This is a genomic window from Parapedobacter sp. ISTM3 (assembly GCF_016533505.1).
GTDB classification, from domain to species: Bacteria; Bacteroidota; Bacteroidia; order Sphingobacteriales; family Sphingobacteriaceae; genus Parapedobacter; species Parapedobacter luteus.
Map to the genome: position 1 here is coordinate 21,573 of NZ_JAENGN010000016.1, position 17,260 is coordinate 38,832.

At 47.1% G+C, this 17,260-nt stretch carries 14 protein-coding genes and 2 tRNA genes; 8 read left to right on the forward strand and 8 right to left on the reverse strand.

Going from position 1 to position 17,260, the window contains the following annotated elements; genetic code table 11:
• Positions 1–2: 2 nt before the first annotated feature.
• Together JHJ32_RS18105 and JHJ32_RS18110 are read left to right on the forward strand one after the other, a co-directional pair.
• Positions 3–1,433, forward strand: a complete 1,431-nt coding sequence (locus JHJ32_RS18105; protein ID WP_200121942.1) for a TolC family protein — start codon at positions 3–5, stop codon at positions 1,431–1,433.
• A 274-nt stretch (positions 1,434–1,707) separates the two neighbouring features.
• The gene (locus JHJ32_RS18110; RefSeq protein WP_200121943.1) at positions 1,708–4,362 is read left to right on the forward strand and encodes a glycoside hydrolase family 38 C-terminal domain-containing protein; all 2,655 of its coding nucleotides are present in this window, start codon (positions 1,708–1,710) and stop codon (positions 4,360–4,362) included.
• A gap of 75 nt (positions 4,363–4,437) precedes the next feature.
• Here JHJ32_RS18110 and JHJ32_RS18115 read toward each other — a convergent pair.
• Positions 4,438–4,510 (reverse strand) — tRNA-Lys (locus tag JHJ32_RS18115).
• Positions 4,511–4,598: 88 nt separating this feature from the next.
• Entirely contained in the window at positions 4,599–4,982 is a 384-nt protein-coding gene (locus JHJ32_RS18120; RefSeq protein ID WP_079715649.1) for a helix-turn-helix domain-containing protein, read from the reverse strand.
• 131 nt (positions 4,983–5,113) lie between these two features.
• Here JHJ32_RS18120 and JHJ32_RS18125 point away from each other — a divergent pair, with 131 nt between their 5' ends.
• Positions 5,114–5,503 (forward strand): DoxX family protein, encoded by a 390-nt coding sequence (locus JHJ32_RS18125; RefSeq protein WP_079715650.1) that lies wholly within the window; start codon positions 5,114–5,116, stop codon positions 5,501–5,503.
• Here JHJ32_RS18125 and def read toward each other — a convergent pair.
• Positions 5,500–6,090 (reverse strand): peptide deformylase, encoded by a 591-nt coding sequence (def, locus tag JHJ32_RS18130; protein WP_079715651.1) that lies wholly within the window; start codon positions 6,088–6,090, stop codon positions 5,500–5,502. The two genes, JHJ32_RS18125 and def, sit on opposite strands and share 4 nt — an antisense overlap.
• Positions 6,091–6,148: 58 nt before the next feature.
• Complete coding sequence (locus tag JHJ32_RS18135) at positions 6,149–6,715, reverse strand: Crp/Fnr family transcriptional regulator (RefSeq protein WP_079715652.1); 567 nt, start codon at positions 6,713–6,715, stop codon at positions 6,149–6,151.
• A 181-nt stretch (positions 6,716–6,896) separates the two neighbouring features.
• Between JHJ32_RS18135 and JHJ32_RS18140 the strand changes: the two genes are divergently transcribed.
• Positions 6,897–6,986: transfer RNA gene (locus JHJ32_RS18140), tRNA-Ser, on the forward strand.
• Positions 6,987–7,094: 108 nt separating this feature from the next.
• Here JHJ32_RS18140 and arr read toward each other — a convergent pair.
• The 3 genes from arr to JHJ32_RS18155 all read right to left on the reverse strand — a co-directional run bounded on the left by arr (position 7,095) and on the right by JHJ32_RS18155 (position 10,737).
• Complete coding sequence (gene arr / locus JHJ32_RS18145; protein WP_079715653.1) at positions 7,095–7,547, reverse strand: NAD(+)--rifampin ADP-ribosyltransferase; 453 nt, start codon at positions 7,545–7,547, stop codon at positions 7,095–7,097.
• 178 nt (positions 7,548–7,725) lie between these two features.
• A complete protein-coding gene (locus tag JHJ32_RS18150) occupies positions 7,726–8,523 on the reverse strand; it encodes a sugar phosphate isomerase/epimerase (protein WP_200121944.1) in 798 nt (265 codons plus the stop codon).
• A 144-nt stretch (positions 8,524–8,667) separates the two neighbouring features.
• Positions 8,668–10,737 (reverse strand): HD family phosphohydrolase, encoded by a 2,070-nt coding sequence (locus tag JHJ32_RS18155; RefSeq protein WP_200121945.1) that lies wholly within the window; start codon positions 10,735–10,737, stop codon positions 8,668–8,670.
• A 311-nt stretch (positions 10,738–11,048) separates the two neighbouring features.
• Here JHJ32_RS18155 and JHJ32_RS18160 point away from each other — a divergent pair, with 311 nt between their 5' ends.
• From JHJ32_RS18160 to JHJ32_RS18170, 3 genes are all read left to right on the forward strand, one after another.
• The gene (locus JHJ32_RS18160) at positions 11,049–11,258 is read left to right on the forward strand and encodes a hypothetical protein (RefSeq protein WP_139378533.1); all 210 of its coding nucleotides are present in this window, start codon (positions 11,049–11,051) and stop codon (positions 11,256–11,258) included.
• Between the two features lie 59 nt (positions 11,259–11,317).
• Positions 11,318–11,998, forward strand: a complete 681-nt coding sequence (gene rpe, locus JHJ32_RS18165; protein ID WP_079715657.1) for a ribulose-phosphate 3-epimerase — start codon at positions 11,318–11,320, stop codon at positions 11,996–11,998.
• A gap of 171 nt (positions 11,999–12,169) precedes the next feature.
• Positions 12,170–14,440: an aconitate hydratase gene (locus tag JHJ32_RS18170; RefSeq protein WP_079715658.1), complete on the forward strand. Its 2,271-nt coding sequence runs from the start codon at positions 12,170–12,172 to the stop codon at positions 14,438–14,440.
• A 62-nt stretch (positions 14,441–14,502) separates the two neighbouring features.
• Here JHJ32_RS18170 and JHJ32_RS18175 read toward each other — a convergent pair whose 3' ends face one another.
• A complete protein-coding gene (locus JHJ32_RS18175; protein WP_200121946.1) occupies positions 14,503–15,345 on the reverse strand; it encodes an MBL fold metallo-hydrolase in 843 nt (280 codons plus the stop codon).
• Positions 15,346–15,636: 291 nt separating this feature from the next.
• Between JHJ32_RS18175 and pckA the strand changes: the two genes are divergently transcribed.
• Entirely contained in the window at positions 15,637–17,253 is a 1,617-nt protein-coding gene (gene pckA, locus JHJ32_RS18180; protein WP_079715660.1) for a phosphoenolpyruvate carboxykinase (ATP), read from the forward strand.
• The last annotated feature ends 7 nt before the right edge of the window (positions 17,254–17,260 follow it).

Sequence of the window (17,260 nt, forward strand, 5' to 3'; positions counted from 1 at the left end):
AGATGAAAATAGCATATAAAACCGTACAAATTGCGTTTTTGGTAGCGATGGTGGTGAGCTGCAAAGGTCCCGAGTTCATTGTGCGATCTGAAAACAATCAAGTTCCGGCGAGCTTTCAGGGCTCGTCGGACACCACCAATATAGCCACCTTGACATGGAAAGAATATTTCACCGATCCGTATTTGATTACCCTGATTGATACGGCATTGAAAAATAACCAGGAGTTGAACATCACGCTACAGGAAATTGAGATTTCGCGCAATGAGATTCGTGAAAAAAAAGGGGAGTATTTGCCTTTTGTAGGGCTAAGGGGAGCTGCCAGCGTGGATAAAGTGCCCAGGTATACCAATATCGGTGCAATGGAAGCAAATACCGACATCAAGCCAGGCCATGAAATGCCAGAACCGCTGGCCGATTACCTGATAGCGGCGTATGCTACCTGGGAGGTCGATATTTGGAAAAAGCTGCGTAATGCGAAGAAGGCAGCGGTGATGCGGTATTTGTCTTCGGTGGAAGGCAAGCACTTCGTGGTCACCAACCTCATCGCCGAAATCGCCAGCTCATATTACGAGTTGCTGGCCCTTGACAATCAGCTTGGGATTGTAAAAAAGAATATCGAGATCCAACAAAACGCACTGCGTATTGTGCGGTTACAGAAGGAAGCAGCCAAAACAACCGAACTTGCCGTACGACGGTTCGAAGCTGAAGTACTCCATACGCAGAGTCTTCAGTATGGCATCCAGCAACGGATTACCGAAATAGAGAACCGGATAAACTTTTTGCTGGGCCGGTACCCCCAGCCGATACCAAGGACCAGCCAATCCCTGGAATCGCAATTGCCGGAGGCTATACATGCCGGAATCCCCGCGCAGTTGCTGGCCAACCGGCCGGACGTCAAACAAGCGGAGCTTGGACTCGCCGCGGCAAAGTTGGATGTCAAAGTCGCTAGGGCAAGGTTTTACCCTTCGCTGGATATCTCTGCCGCTATCGGGTATCAAGCATTTAATCCCGCTTATTTGATCACAACACCCGAATCGTTGCTCTACTCGTTGGCCGGCGATGTCACGGCTCCAATAATTAACCGGAATGCTATCAAAGCAGCCTATTACAGTGCCAGCGCCAAACAGTTGCAGGCGGTATATGAATACGAACAACGGATTCTAAACGCCTATTTGGAAGTTGCCAACCAATTGGCAAAAATAGCCAATCTCGAAAAAAGCTACCAGCTGAAATCAAGGCAAGTGGAAGCCCTTTCGGCGTCTATCGGCATTTCAAACAGCCTTTTTGGATCGGCACGGGCAGACTATATGGAAGTGCTCCTTACCCAAAGGGATGCACTTGAGGCTCGATTTGAGTTGATAGAAACCAAAATGCAGCAGATGAACGCCATGGTCAACATCTACCGTGCGCTCGGTGGCGGTTGGACGGAATAGCAGGGCAAAAACCGGTAAAATTAAAAGCCCCCATCAGGGTTTTTTATTTTACCGGTTAATTCGTTATAGGAGCAAGTAATCGGATATTGTATGTACATTTAACCGTATCTTAAAACTTTTTTAACGGATTTTTTTGTCTTGATGTATTTTATATTCTATTATTGTCGACTAATAAGTGAGGTTTTTGTTGTTTTATGGATTTATTAATCCGTTTAACATATAATTCTTATCAGATTTTTATTGTTGTATGTATGTACATTTATGCGTGTGATTGATGAGGCCAAAGATAGTATGCTTTTTATGCTGGTTGTTATTTTCTAGCGCTTCATTGTCTGCTCAACAGGTGGATAGTACGGTTAGCGAAATTGTTATTGTATTTAAAACGCATTTTGATATCGGGTATACGGATTATGCCGAAGCTGTTGTGCAACAGTATAGTACTTCGATGATGGATAATGCGTTTGACATACTGGAGCGGAGTGAAGGTAGGCCACCCGAAAAACAATTTATTTGGACCGTGCCCAGCTGGCCGATGAGGCAAATGATTAATCAGAGCTTGCCTGATGTCCGGTCAAAAGTCGAAGATGCGTTAAGAAGTCGGCGCTTTGTTGTACATGCGTTGCCCTTTACGCTGGAGACAGGAGCCAGCGATCTTGAAGCATTAGTTCGGGGGATGAACATCTCGTCTACTATTTCACGGACGTATGGTTTGCCTTTGGCGATTGACGCAAAAATGTCCGATGTACCAAGCCATTCGTGGATATTGCCGACACTTCTATCGCACTCCGGTGTGAAATTTCTCCATATAGGCAGCAATCCGGCCCCCCAAACTCCGGATGTGCCGGTATTGTTCTGGTGGGAGGGACCTGATGGCTCAAAGTTGATGACCATGTACTGGAAAGAAAATTATGGTACTTCCTTACTTCCTCCGCCCAACTGGCCCTATAAAACTTGGCTGGCCATTATGCAAAACGGGAACAATGCAGGTCCTCCCACACCGGAAACCGTTGATCAATACCTGGCGGAAATCCAGAAAAAGGCCCCGCATGTAAAGGTCCGGATTGGACAGATGGCGGATTTCTATGACGCTATAATGCGCGAAAATCCCTCCTTGCCCGTTGTCCGAGGGGATATGCCGGACACCTGGATACATGGGTTTATGTCTATGCCTCGTGAAGTTAAAGATTCCCGCAGGATTAGCCGTGATCTTTTTGCATGGGAATCGCTGAATGCACTATATAATACCTGGTTGCCTAATGGATATGATATTTCAGCACGGCTATCGGATGCGTATACGGATAAGCTCTTATTTGATGAACATACCTTTGGAATGGCGATGCCTCATGGCAGGAATGGTACATGGAGCTACGGCGATGAATTTAAAATACAACGCGCAAAAGGGGTTTATGAAGACATAGAAAAATCATGGAAGGAAAAAGCCAACCGGGTGTTTTCGGCGGACAAGGTTGTCACCCCGTCCTTGAACAGGCAATTATCGGAGTTGGCCGGCGAGGTTAATCTAACAGGGAAAAGAATCTTTGTGTACAACCCGCTTCCCTGGCAAAGAAGTGGTGTGGTGACCATCAAAGCTCCCAGTTCATCGCATAAGGGGACTGCCATTAAAGATGTCGAGACGGGCGAGGTTATCCCGTTTTCAAACGAGAAAAACATCCTTCAATTTGTAGCGAAAGATGTGCCCGCATCCGGCTACCGGAATTACATATTGACGGATGGGGGCTCCGTCAATTCGGGAAATGAGCTCGAAGCAGACGAATCTGCCTATACCATAGCGAATAGCTATATAAAGATTCAATTGGACCCGGCCAAGGGAAGCATCACCTCCATCGTAGAAAAAAGTTCCGGCAGGGAGATGGTGGATAAAAACAGCGAATTTGGGTTTGGACAATACCTATACGAGCGATTCAGTAAAGAAGATGCAGCTAATTACGTAAAAAGTTATATAAAAAGCGGAGATGGTGATCGCGTAGGCAAGCCGAATTTAACAGAAGAACCTCATGTAACAGCGAAAGGGAACAATGCAAAAATTTTCTTCTGGAAAAATGATGTTTCCGTAACCGCAACGATGCTTTTTTCGGCATCCGCTGATCTTCCTCACGATTATAGCATTACGGTAAGTTTGTACAGAGACAGCCCGAAAGTAGAGCTGATTTGGAGTATCCATAATAAGCCTGCCGATTCCTGGGCGGAAGCGGGGTGGATAAGCCTGCCCTTCCAAGTTGATAATCCGACGTTTAGATTAGCAAGATTGGGAGCCGTGGTAAACCCCGCGACGGATTTCGTTAAAGGAAGCAATTTTGATTATAATTTCCTTAATTCAGGCCTGGCAGTAATTGATGATGAGGGAAACGGAATCGGCATGGCCACGCCTGACGCACCGGGGGTTAGCCTCGATAGGCCCGGTTTATGGAAATATTCAGGGCATTTTATTCCGGAAAGGCCGAATGTTTTTGTCAATCTCTACAATAATCTTTGGAGCACCAACTTCACGGAATGGATTGAAGGCTCGTGGTCTGCACGGATTGACTTATGGTTTACAACCGAGTTTAATAACGAGAAATCGCTTATTACGCCTGCTGAAGAATCCCGTTCTCCGCTGTTGTCCGCTTTGGTAAATGGTAATGGAGGCCGGTTGCCTGCAGCCGCGGCGGGTGTTCAATTGTCAAGGAAGGGTGCCATGGTTACTGCATTTGGACGAAATCCAGACGGGGATGGAATGGTATTGCGATTGTGGGAGCAAGCAGGGACTCCAGGGAAAATTACCGTAACACTTCCCAGCGGCCTACAAGCACGAACGGCAATGCCTGTTGATTTGCGGGGAGAGCAGGTAGGGGAACCGATAACAATAATATCAGGAACATTCAATTGTTATATGAATGCCTATGCTCCTGCGAGTTTTATTTTGCGATAGGACTTGTAGGGAATGATGTTGTGACACCACGGATAAAAAAAGGGACAAATCTAAAAAAAGACTTGTCCCAAGAAGTGACCCCGGACAGGTTCGAACTGTCGACCCACTGATTAAGAGTCAGTTGCTCTACCAGCTGAGCTACGGAGTCAAAAATTCTTGGCAAAAGTACGCTTTTTCCGTCCAATTAGCAATGCAATAGAAAAAATATTAATGTTCCGGGACCGAAAACTGCTGGCCTATTCCGTATCGGGATGGGAGGCTCGCTTGGATCCATTGGCAGGCCGGCTGTGATAAGATGCTCCCCACTCACCTAAAGCATCGATGACGGGTTTTAATGTCTTGCCGTAATCCGTTAGGATGTATTCGACAACCACGGGATAGGAGTCATGAATGACACGTTTTACAAAGCCGTTTATTTCCAAGTCCCGTAATTCTTTGGATAGCATGCGGTCGGTGATGCCATTTACTTCTTTTGATATCTCTGAAAAACGCTTGTTGCCAAGCCAAAGGGAGAGAATAATGGGAAGCTTCCATTTGCCGCTTAAAAATGCCAAAGCTTCCTTTACGGGACGTATCCGATTCTGGCATTCTGAATGATCTAATTTGTGAGAGTCTTCCATGAAATGAGCTGATACCTTTCTTGCAAAGATACACTTTTTGCATAATAACATAAGCTATACATTAGTATAGTAATATAAAATATATAGTGTGTATATGCTAACTTTGTAGTTACTATTAAACGTATAATTATATGAAACAGAAATTGATTTATTGGCTGGCTACCGGATTAATCTCCTTAATGATGTTATATTCCGGATATGCCTATTTTACTGATCCCAACATCAATCAGGGCTTTGTTCATCTGGGTTTTCCGAGCTATTTTAGGATACAGCTGGGGGTTGCTAAGATTATCGGTGTATTGCTGCTATTGCTGCCCTTTGTGCCGATTTGGTTGAAAGAATGGACTTACGTGGGATTTGGTATCACGTTTATTTCAGCATTTATTGCACATGTAGCCAGTGGAGATCCGGTTTCAATGGTCATGGGACCACTGATAGCTTTGGTGATTTTGTTGGTGTCTTATGCCTACTTGAGAAAGCAGACGTTTGCCAAGGCGTTTACCGTTCGCGGCCACGCTTAGCGGTTACTTTTGTACAACATGGGATAATTTACAACCGGTTGTCGTCGGGCAATTTGCTTGATTTTAGCCGTCAGCATCCGCTTGGTAAGCGGCTGTAGATAGTCGAGGTATAAGACACCTTCGGTATGATCATATTCATGCTGTATCATGCGCGCAGTGATACCGCCGAACACCCTCGTACGCGTCGTAAAATGGCGGTCTTCATAACGGATGGTTATACGCCAAGGCCTTTTTACCTTCTGGGAGAGATGTGGAATGCTTAGGCAACCTTCTTCATCTTCCCAGGTTTCATCAGATTGCTCGATGATTTGGGCATTGATAAACGTTTCGACGATACCTTCGTCAGTGGCGGCAAAATAGGTTTCACGTTCGGCTGTGTCATAGCTCTCATAGCTAGTCTTGCTGTCCACCGTAAATAACCGGATGGCGTGTCCGACTTGGGGAGCTGCCAATCCGCACCCTTGAGCGTTGTACATGGTTTCCCACATGCTGTCTATAAGGGGTTGCAACCCTGGATAATCACTGGAAATGGAGGCGCATTTTTGCCGAAGTATAGGATGCCCATAAGGACGGATGGATAGTATCATTGCCAATAGTTTTGCAGCAAAGATCCGCAGAAACTCTTTCCGACACAATGAACCGATGTTAACAAATCTGCCTGCGTATTCTGCTGAGCGCTTGCGGTGTAATGCCTATATAGGAGGCGATGTATTTGAGTGGAATGCGTTTGATAATCTCGGGTTGCTCGGCAAAGAGATTGAGGTAGCGTTCTTTGGCGGTCTGCCGAAGCAATTCCAGTTCCCGCTTATTCTTTGCCAAAAATAGCCTTTCTGCGGTATACCGTCCGATCACGTTACCGATTTGTGTTTTTGCGTATACCTTTTGGAGTCCATCGTGTGATATGCGCCAGGCGATTGTGTCCGCCAATGCTTGAAGTCGGTACGTTGAAGGGCTTTGCATCAGCAGGGAGTCATAGGCACTGGCAAATTCCTTGCTAAAGCAAAAGCCGAATGTCAGTTCGCCATCATCGTCAGGGATATAATAGCGGAGCACACCACACTCAATAAAATAGAGGAACCGTTCAATGTCTCCCTTTTCAGTCAGCACCTCACCTTTTAAAAAGCGGACCCGCTCAAATTGTGCAGAAATGTATTGCCAATCCGCTTGGCTTATTGCAGTGATTTGTTCGTAATATGCTTTGATGTGCCCCATAATGATTTTTGATGACGGCCTACGTCACAAAGGTACAAAATCTTATTTAGCCCGTTTTGGCCACTATCGTTATGGATTGGGTGAACAATCCCCTGCCGGAAAAATTTGGTTTCTTTCACCTTTTTTCACATACAAGTTTTTCAAATTCGATTTTTTGTAGTACGTTTGCACTCGCAAAAACGGTGAGGTGCCTGAGAGGCCGAAAGGAACAGTTTGCTAAACTGTCGTACTGGAAACGGTACCGCGGGTTCGAATCCCGCCCTCACCGCCAAAGCTGGGGCAGCCCGACTATTGTCGGGCTTTTTTGTTTGCCAGGTGAAGCGAATGGCTTGCTGGGGTTTTTGTGCTTGTTGTTAGCGGGGCGTCGTTGTTTCTCCGATTAGTCGTTTAACGAATTGACACCTTGTGCTTTAAGTTCATCAAGATGTTCTTTCATTGCCTTAACTTGCTCGGCTGGGTGTCCATGCCAAATCGTAACTTCGCCTACAACCCTGAACGGTCGTGTTGAGCGATAAGATTTAGTGGGGTTTCCTGGGAATTTTTTATCTGTCAAATCAGGGTCATCTTCAATTTCTCCCGTTGGTTCTACTAAATAAATCCGCTCTCGTCCGTCGCCTAAGGCAAGTTCAGCGCCCCAGATAGCAGCGTCCAGCGTCGCCGTTAGGAAAATATATTTTGCGTTTTTCTGCAGCCCATAATTTGAATTGTAGCCTGCTTCGATTAGGTCGCCAACATTTAGGTCTGCCTTTGTCCCATGGAAAAAAGTTTGAGTGAAAGGGGTTGCGCCCTGTCCATTGGTGAGCCGGTCTTTGTCGTTTTGTTCCGTTGTCATTAGCTTATGCCATTTGTTTGTTTTTATTGTTTAAACCCGTTATCCATTGCGATGTTTTCGTGTTCATCACGGGGGATCCACGCCATTGGATTTCTGGCCAGTCACCGATCAGAAATCTCCCGGCAAAGCATATCGTTGCGGGGAAACTTCTGGTACGCCCAGCATCTGAGCCTTCGACTCAATGGGTGCGATAAACAGCATCGAGTTGCCTGGTCAGTGTTTCGTAGGCTGTCGTTGCTTGGCTTGGGAAATCGGTCCAGCGAGCCTCTACACCGATACCTCCCTGGTAGCCGATCGCTTTCAGAGCTTCCAGATAGGCGGTAAAATCGGTTCCCTCTACGCCTGGAGGCGTGCGGTTTTCCGGCTCAGCAATATCGCAATGCACGATGTGCTTTCCTGCCTTCTGCAACTGCGTTGCCGGCTCACGTTCCTTTAACATGTGGTAGATGTCTGCGTTAATGCCGAAATTCGGTCGATTCACCTGCTCGCAAATCAGCCGTGCTTCCTCCAAGGTCGTAATGAAGTTTGTTTCCTCGCTATTGAGGTTTTCCAAGGCTATTTTTACGCCGTATGTGGCAGCACGGTCGGCAAGCTTTCTACAAAGCGTAACGAATTGTTCCGTCGCTTGATTGAGGCTATATCCATCAGGGATCCTCCGCGCGGCGCCACTCCCAAAGATGATAATAGGGACGTTGAGTTGCTGTGCCCGCCGGAACACAGTATCGGCATAAGCCATTAAAGCCTCTGCATTGGCCTCGGGCCCTACACATTTTGCCTTTGCGGGCAAAAACACGTTGCATGCATAAACGGGAAGTGCATGTATTTCGTTGCCGTCAGCGGCTGCCAACAAGTAAGGAGAGACACCGGGGACCATAAAATCAAAACCGGCCCGTTGGGCTTCCTCTTGCTGTGCAGCCGATGCGCAAACGCCCACCGTAGGTCTTGGATGTTGGCAATAGCCCAAAAACGTGAACATACTGAATATTATGGTAAGCCACGCCGGTGTTGACAAATACATTGAAGTCGTCATGATCATTATGACCTATGTAAAATTGGTTATCGTTTCGTCAAGACACGGATGCACAAAAATAGGGGAATATTTTTGCATATCCAGCAGCAATCAGTTTGTGTGTGGCGTCTCCATGTTGACTTTTGTCGTCGTATTGCTTTTTTTGCCACTGGTGTCATAGTCAATGCGTACGTGGTAGATGCTCTTTAGCATATCTTTGAATATTTCGCTGACCATGGTGATGTCTTTCAGGGTGATATTGCTGTTTACAAGTTGTTTTTGGTTCAGCTTGGATTCAATAATTTTATCAACCAGATCATTCAGGCTTTGTGCACTGGGCTCCTTCAAACTCCTTGACGCCGCTTCGACGGAATCGGCCATCATCAAGACGGCAGTTTCCCGCGAGAAGGGAACAGGGCCAGGATAATGAAAGATATCCTCATCCACGAACTTTTCCGGAAACGACTTAATGTAGGATTGATAGAAATAATCTACCCTGGTTGTACCGTGATGGGTACGGATAAAATCGATGATTACTTCGGGCAGCTGGTTTTTTCTGGCAAGCTCTACGCCTTTGGCGACGTGCGAGATAATAATCTGCGCACTTTGTTCGAACGAAAGACCGTCATGCGGATTGTGTCCTTTGGTTTGATTTTCGATAAAATACTGTGGATTGAACATTTTACCGATATCGTGGTACAGGGCACCGGCTCTTACTAATAAGGTATTGCCACCGATTTTATAAATGGCCGCCTCCGCAAGATTGGCCACTTGCATGGAATGCTGGAATGTGCCGGGGGCTTTATATGACAATTCGCGAAGCAATTTCGAGTTGCTGTTAGTAAGCTCCATTAAGGTGACATCTGAAATAATGCCAAACAAGCGCTCGAACGCATAAATAAGCGGATAAGCCAGCAGGGTGAGCAACACGCTGAACACAAAGGGCGCGATGTCCGACCAGTAAAGGTTGCCGAGTGACCCGTCGCGCATCAGTCCCATACCGATATAAGCGATCAAGTACGTGCCCAGTATGATGGCGGATGAAATCAGGAATTGCTCCCGTTTCACCAGTGTTTTGATGCTGTATATGGCTACCATACCCGCGGAAAACTGAAGAAACACAAATTCAAAACTGTTGGGCACAAAAAAGGCGGCTAGCAGGACCATAAGCAGGTGGATATTCAGCGCCAGACGCGTGTCAAACAGGATCCGTATAATGATGGGGACAATGCAGTAGGGGATGTAATAAAGACTCGGCAGCTTGATTTTAATGGCCCAAGACAAGACGAGCAGCATGCCGGTAATGACAATAAGGATAAGGAATATCAACCGGTTGTTGTGGTAAATATCCTTGCGAAAGAGGTAAATGAACACGAAGAGCAGCGAGACGACCAAGGCGACAATGAAAAACTGTCCTAGCATGACCAATGCGCGGTTGCCTCCGATGCGCGCTTCTTCTTCGTAAGCTTTCCGCAAAGACTCTATTTTTTGGTAGATTTCGTTGTTGACCGTGGTGCCATTAGCCACAATGAGTTCACCGCGTTGTACCATGCCCCTTGTCGTGGAAATGCTGGCCAATGCGTCTTCTTCCAGCCTTGCGGTCAGCGATTCGTTGAAGAGGTAATTGACGGAAATATAGCTGCCAATGACATCGATGAACCATTCTTTTTGTTTGATGGCCGTTCGGCCATTGATCGTTTTGCTGATATATTCCGCCGCGGTTTCGGTTGTAAATACAGCCGCAGTATTCATTTGTTTGGCTACATGATCGGTCAATAACGTAAAATTGTAATGTGTACGATCACCTTGGAATTTGTTGTTCAGCGCAATGACTCCCCGCCGGTAAATATCCGTCAGTAGCTTTTTGCCCGTTTGTTCATAGGTGGCGACGTCTATATTCAACGTATCCAAGCCAGCGGCCTGCCATTTTTCGGGTAGATCAGCCTCGAATTGGGCAATTTGCTGTTCAGCGATCTGGGTATTGTGGTCGTAAATGGGATATACCGATTTTAAAACATTTTCCCGTTCCTTCTCAAGCTCGGCCTGCGTTTTTAAAACGGCAAAGTTATAGGGAGATATCAGATCTTCGTGCATCCAGACTTTCCCTTTCTCAAACTCATACCTGAAGCGGGGCTGCTTAGGTAAAAATAAGGTAATCAACACAATACTGGATAATATCATCCCGTATTTGAGTATATAACCATACCGCCCGCCTTTATGAGCTGCTTGATATTTAATTTTTAGCCGTGCCACGATGCCGTATTTTTAATCTCAAACTTACTAAAATAATCCGTTATACGGAAGGAACGGAGGATTACCTGTGGCAAATGTAGCAAAACGCTTTTATTATGGGCGGACGAATAGCCTGTTTTTAACAGTATCATAAATAGCAATTAATGATAGCTTATTGTTTGTGTTGTAATTTTTCACCCTGAAATGGGCATGAGGCCATAAAGGGTAATTAATTACGGATGAAAACAAAAAGTCGCATCATGACAAAATCTAGTATTGAAATCACGGACAACGCATACCTCATCACCCTGGATAAATCAGAGTTTGAATATCCGTTGGTGCGTAAGCTGTTGAACAGATTGCTCAGTGGTAATCTTCATCAAGAAACAGGGCTTCCGAATGACGAAGATTTGACAGGTAAATATCCTGCAGAGCTCGGGGAGCGTTTCGACTTCCTTGCCGACAAATAATAACGGCGATCGCTTTGGCTGACAATGGCCGCAATTCGTTATCTTTGCCAAAAAAAGTCATGCCCAAGCGTAAACACCTTGTTGCCCCGTCCGTATTGTCCGCAGATTTTGCGCATTTATATGATGACATTGCAATGGTCAACCAAAGCGAAGCCGATTGGTTCCATATCGACATTATGGATGGCGTTTTTGTGCCCAACATTTCTTTTGGTTTTCCGGTGTTGGCTTCCATAGCCCACTACGCAAAAAAACCACTGGACGTACATTTGATGATTACCCATCCCGACCGTTACATTAAGCAATTCAAAGCTGCGGGAGCGGACAACATTACCGTGCATCTGGAGGCGTGTACCCACCTCAACCGAACGGTACATGCCATTAAAGAAATGGGATGTACCGCCGGCGTGGCTATTAATCCGAGCACGCCCGTGGCCCAGCTTCACGAAATTGTGGATGATGTAGATCTCGTGCTTATCATGTCGGTTAATCCCGGTTTCGGTGGGCAAAACTTCATTGAAGCGACCTATCGGAAGATTAGGGAATTGAGGGCATTGGCAGCAGGACGAAATGACGGGCTGCTCATCGAAATAGACGGCGGAGTAAACAACCACAATGCCCTGGCATTATTGAAGGCAGGGGCGGATGTGCTGGTGGCAGGCAACTTTATATTTGCTGCCAAAAACCCTATCCATACCATTGCCGAGCTCAAACGCATAACGCCGGATTTGATTTCGACGTAAAGGGCCCGTTGCCATACGTATCAACTTGTTTAGAATATTTCCAAATTAAACGGGCGATTGGCCAAACCTCGTTGTAACTTGTTTTTTTTGTAAATTCGCAACAATTTAAAAATAACGACACCTTATCGACCGTTATTTTGTCTTTTCTTTATAATTAATTACTAGTAATAGATGGCATTTGATATTGACATGATTAAAAAGGTCTACGCCCAGTACGCCGAGCGGATTGCTGCCGCCCGTAACGTGGTGAATAGGCCTTTGACACTTACAGAGAAGATTTTATATACTCACTTGTGGGACGGCAATGCTACCCAGGGGTATGAACGAGGAATTTCGTATGTAGATTTTGCGCCTGACCGGGTGGCCATGCAAGACGCTACTGCCCAGATGGCCCTGTTGCAATTCATGCAGGCAGGAAGGCCTCGGGTAGCCGTTCCCTCTACTGTTCATTGCGACCACCTTATCCGGGCAAAGGAAGGCGCCGAAAAGGACTTAGCCGTTGCGACCACGGAAAGTAAGGAGGTATTTGATTTTCTGGCGTCAGTGTCCAACAAATATGGCATCGGTTTTTGGAAGCCAGGTGCAGGGATTATCCACCAGGTGGTTCTGGAAAATTACGCTTTTCCGGGCGGCATGATGATCGGAACGGATTCGCACACGGTCAATGCGGGCGGGTTGGGCATGCTGGCCATTGGCGTTGGTGGGGCTGATGCCTGCGATGTGATGGCTGGTTTGCCTTGGGAGCTTAAATTTCCGAAATTAATCGGTGTCAAGCTAACCGGTAAGCTTAACGGTTGGACGGCGCCCAAGGATGTGATCTTGAAAGTAGCTGGTATCCTCACCGTGAAAGGTGGGACAGGCTGCATCGTTGAGTATTTTGGTGAAGGCGCACGGTCCATGTCCTGCACCGGCAAAGGAACCATCTGTAATATGGGCGCAGAGATAGGGGCGACAACCTCTACGTTCGGGTACGACGAGTCCATGGAGCGCTACCTGCGAGCCACCAATCGTGCGGATGTGGCCGACGCTGCAAACGCTATCAAAGAACACTTAACTGCGGACCCGGAGGTATATGCTGATCCGGAAGCTTACTTTGACCAAGTCATTGAAATTAATCTTTCTGAGCTTGAACCTCACTTGAACGGTCCCTTTACTCCGGATTTGGCTACGCCGGTCTCGAAAATGAAAGAGGAGGCCGCGAAGAACGGCTGGCCATTGAAGGTAGAATGGGGGTTGATCGGCTCCTGCACCAATTCATCGTATGAAGATTTATCCCGTGCAGCGTCTGTGGCGAAGCAAGCGGTAGAAAAAGGGCTGGCCAGGAAGGCTGAATTTGGTATCAACCCCGGCTCTGAACAGGTGCGTTATACAGCGGAACGGGATGGTTTGCTGGATACATTTACCGATTTGGATGCCACGATTTTCACCAACGCATGCGGCCCGTGTATTGGTATGTGGGCACGCGTGGGAGCTGAAAAAGCCGAAAAAAATACAATTGTTCATTCGTTTAACCGGAATTTTGCAAAACGGGCGGATGGCAACCCGAATACGTATGCGTTTGTGGCTTCTCCTGAGCTAGTCGCAGCCATTGCCATTTCTGGCGATTTGTCGTTCAATCCGATTACGGATACATTGATCAACGACAAAGGCGAGGCAGTGAAATTGGACCCCCCTGTTGGCGATGAGTTGCCGCAAAAGGGATTTGACGTGGAAGACCCGGGCTATCAAGCACCCGCGGAAGATGGTAGCCACGTTGTCGTGGCGGTATCGCCCACTTCTGATCGCCTGCAGTTACTCGATCCGTTTCCGGCGTGGGAGGGAACAGACCTTACGGGGCTGAAGTTGCTTATCAAAGCCAAAGGCAAGTGTACTACTGACCACATTTCCATGGCTGGGCCTTGGTTGAAATATCGTGGCCATTTGGATAACATCTCCAATAATTTACTTATCGGTGCCGTTAATTTCTTCAATGATAAAACGGATTACGTGAAAAACCAGTTGACGAATGAATACGGTCCGGTGCCTGCTACGCAACGGGACTATAAGGCGGCGGGAATCGGTTCCATCGTGGTGGGAGATGAGAATTATGGCGAAGGTTCGTCTCGCGAACATGCAGCGATGGAGCCCCGGCATTTGGGGGTCCGTGCGGTATTGGTCAAATCATTTGCCCGTATTCACGAGACCAATCTGAAAAAGCAAGGCATGTTGGCTTTGACATTTGCTGATAAGGATGACTACAATAAGATATTGGAGGATGATACCTTTGATATTGTGGGGCTTACTGAATTTGCGCCCAATAAGCCGCTTACATTGGTCATCCGCCATGCGGATGGCTCGGTAGACGAAATCAACGTCAACCACAGCTATAATGAGCAGCAGATTGGCTGGTTCAGGGCAGGAGGGGCGTTGAATATCATCCGCCAGACCCAAGCTTCTGCGTAATACGAATTAACTAACTAAACTAAACAAAAGCCGTTCCGGTGTGCCGGAATGGCTTTTATTTTTTATAGCCATTCGTTCAGCGAAAAGGTGTCCTTAAGCCGATATCCTTTTTCGGTAAGCTGTATTGTGCAACATTCGTTGACGGGGTCGTGCTCCAAGAACAATGCGTAGTCGTTGTCAACAGCTTCCTGCCAGTAGTGTTTTCGCTCTTCCATCGTGGTAAGCGGCCTGACGTCATAACTCATCACGTAGGGCAGGGGGATGTGTCCCGCCGACGGGAGAAGATCGGCCATGTAAAGCAATGTTTTTCCGTTGTAATTGATCTGTGGCAGCATCATCGCATCGGTATGGCCGTAAGCAAAGCGTACGGTAATGTTTTCGGTAAATTTCACGCCGTCTTCAACGGGTATGAAACGAAGCTGGCCACTTTCATAGATGGGGATAATGTTCTCTTGCAGGAAGGAAGGCTTTTCCCGGTGATTGGGGAACAGGGCCCAGTCCCAATGCTGTTCATTACTCCAGTAAGTGGCATTTTTGAAAGCAGGAACTAAATTCGCCTGTTCACGTATGATAGCGCCCCCTACATGGTCGAAATGGAGGTGGGTGATGAATACGTCGGTGATGTCATCCCTGTGGAATCCATGGGTGGCAAGTGAGCTGTCCAATGTGGCATCGCCATGGCGATAATAATGGCTGAAAAATTTATCTCCCTGTTTATTACCTATACCGGTATCCACCAAGATCAAGCGCGATTCGTCTTCAATAAGCAGCAGCCTTGTCGCCCAAGTACACATGTTTCGCTCGTCTGCTGGATTTGTCCGTTGCCATATTGACTTGGGTACTACGCCAAACATAGCTCCTCCGTCAAGCTTGAAAAATCCGGTATCAATCGTATATAGCCTCATCGTTTTTAATTCTTAATGTTATAATATAGCCTTGGTCAGTTGCTAAAGATAGCAAATGCATACTTAAAAGTAAAACGCCAATAAATATGCCGCATTATCGTCCTTGATTTTTTTCTTTTTGATAAAAATGGCTAAAACGTTAAACGGTATTGTGCGTCAGTTTGTTGTCTTAGTGTATAATTTACAATAAACTGATTTTCAGCGATTTTTTGTTTTATTTTACCAATTTTTAGTCTGACATTTGCTACGATTTGCGCTACAGAGGTAAATAAAATATGTAAATAAAACGCTATGAATGAGTATACAAAGTTGTTTTTTGACTTGAGTTATCTTTTTATTCAGGAAAACGTAAATGTACACTATCAGAAAAAAACGGCAGAACTGGTTGAACAGGCCGTTGCAAGAAGCGAGGGGAAACTTGCTGATTCCGGTGCGCTATGTGTCGATACCGGCCGTTTCACCGGTCGCACGCCGTTTGACAGGTTCATTGTCCGCGATGCGCAAACTGAAAATACGGTGTGGTGGGGCTCCAATAATCAGCCGCTGACCAGCGAGGCGTTCGAGCGGCTGTTTGAACAAATGGGGCGGTACTTTCGAGATAAGGATGTGTTCGTGCGTGATGCCATCGTCGGGGCCGATCCCGGCCATAGTATTGATGTGCGGGTGGTTACTGAAACGGCTTATCAGAGCATTTTTGCAAACAATCTATTTGTAAGGCCGGCCTCGCCAGATTCCAAAGTGCGCCCCGAATGGTCGGTGTTGGCGGCTCCGGGATATACCTGCGCCGAACCAGAGCAGCATGGATTGCATAACCCCAATTTTGTGGTCATCAACTTTACGTGGAAAGTGGTTTTGATCGCCGGCACAGGTTATACAGGAGAGATTAAGAAGAGCATGTTTTCAGTAATGAACTATATTTTGCCGCTCGAAAAACGGATACTCGCCATGCATTGTGCGGCCAATACGAATGATGACGGGCACACTGCGCTTTTCTTTGGCCTCTCAGGGACCGGGAAGACCACACTTTCTGCTGCTCACGACCGGTCGTTGATAGGAGACGATGAACACGGTTGGGACGAAAAAGGGATTTTTAATTTGGAAGGGGGGTGTTATGCCAAATGCATCGGGCTGAATGAAGATGATGAGCCGGAGATTTTCCGGGCGGTTCGCTTTGGTGCGCTAGTTGAAAATACTAATTTCATCCCCGGCACGCGCGTGCCTGACTACCGGGATGTCTCAAAAACGGAAAACACCAGGGCTGCTTATCCCATCCACCATGTGGCAGATAGTGTCCCAACCGGTATGGCACCGGCGCCGCGGGACATCTTCTTTCTCACGGCAGATGCCTTTGGCGTCATTCCCCCGGTATCATTGCTGACTACCACACAGGCGATGTATCATTTTATCTCCGGCTATACAGCTAAGGTTGGGGGTACAGAGGTAGGCGTTAAGGAGCCAAGGGCTGTATTTTCGGCATGTTTTGGAGAGGCTTTCTTACCGCTGCACCCTTCGCATTACGCCGAGCTGTTAAGGGATAGGTTGGCAGGCAGGAAAATTAATGTGTGGTTAATCAATACGGGATGGATTGCTGGCCCGTTCGGCGTTGGTCGTCGTATCAAACTGGAATATACACGGGCTATCGTGAGGGCAGCCCTGAACGGCGTGCTTAAGGAGTCTACGTTCCGGACCCACCCGGTATTTGGGCTGCATTATCCCGCCAGTTGCCCCGGTGTGCCGGATGCGGTGCTGGATCCGGTGCAGCTATGGCCTGACGAAAATGCGTATTACGGCCAAGCGAACCAGTTAGCTAAGCTTTTCATAGCGAACTTCAGGAAATTCGAAGATGCGGTAAGCGACGATGTGCTGGCCGCCGCCCCGACGGTACTTGCCGGCAACCCTTCGGTATAGGGCCCTC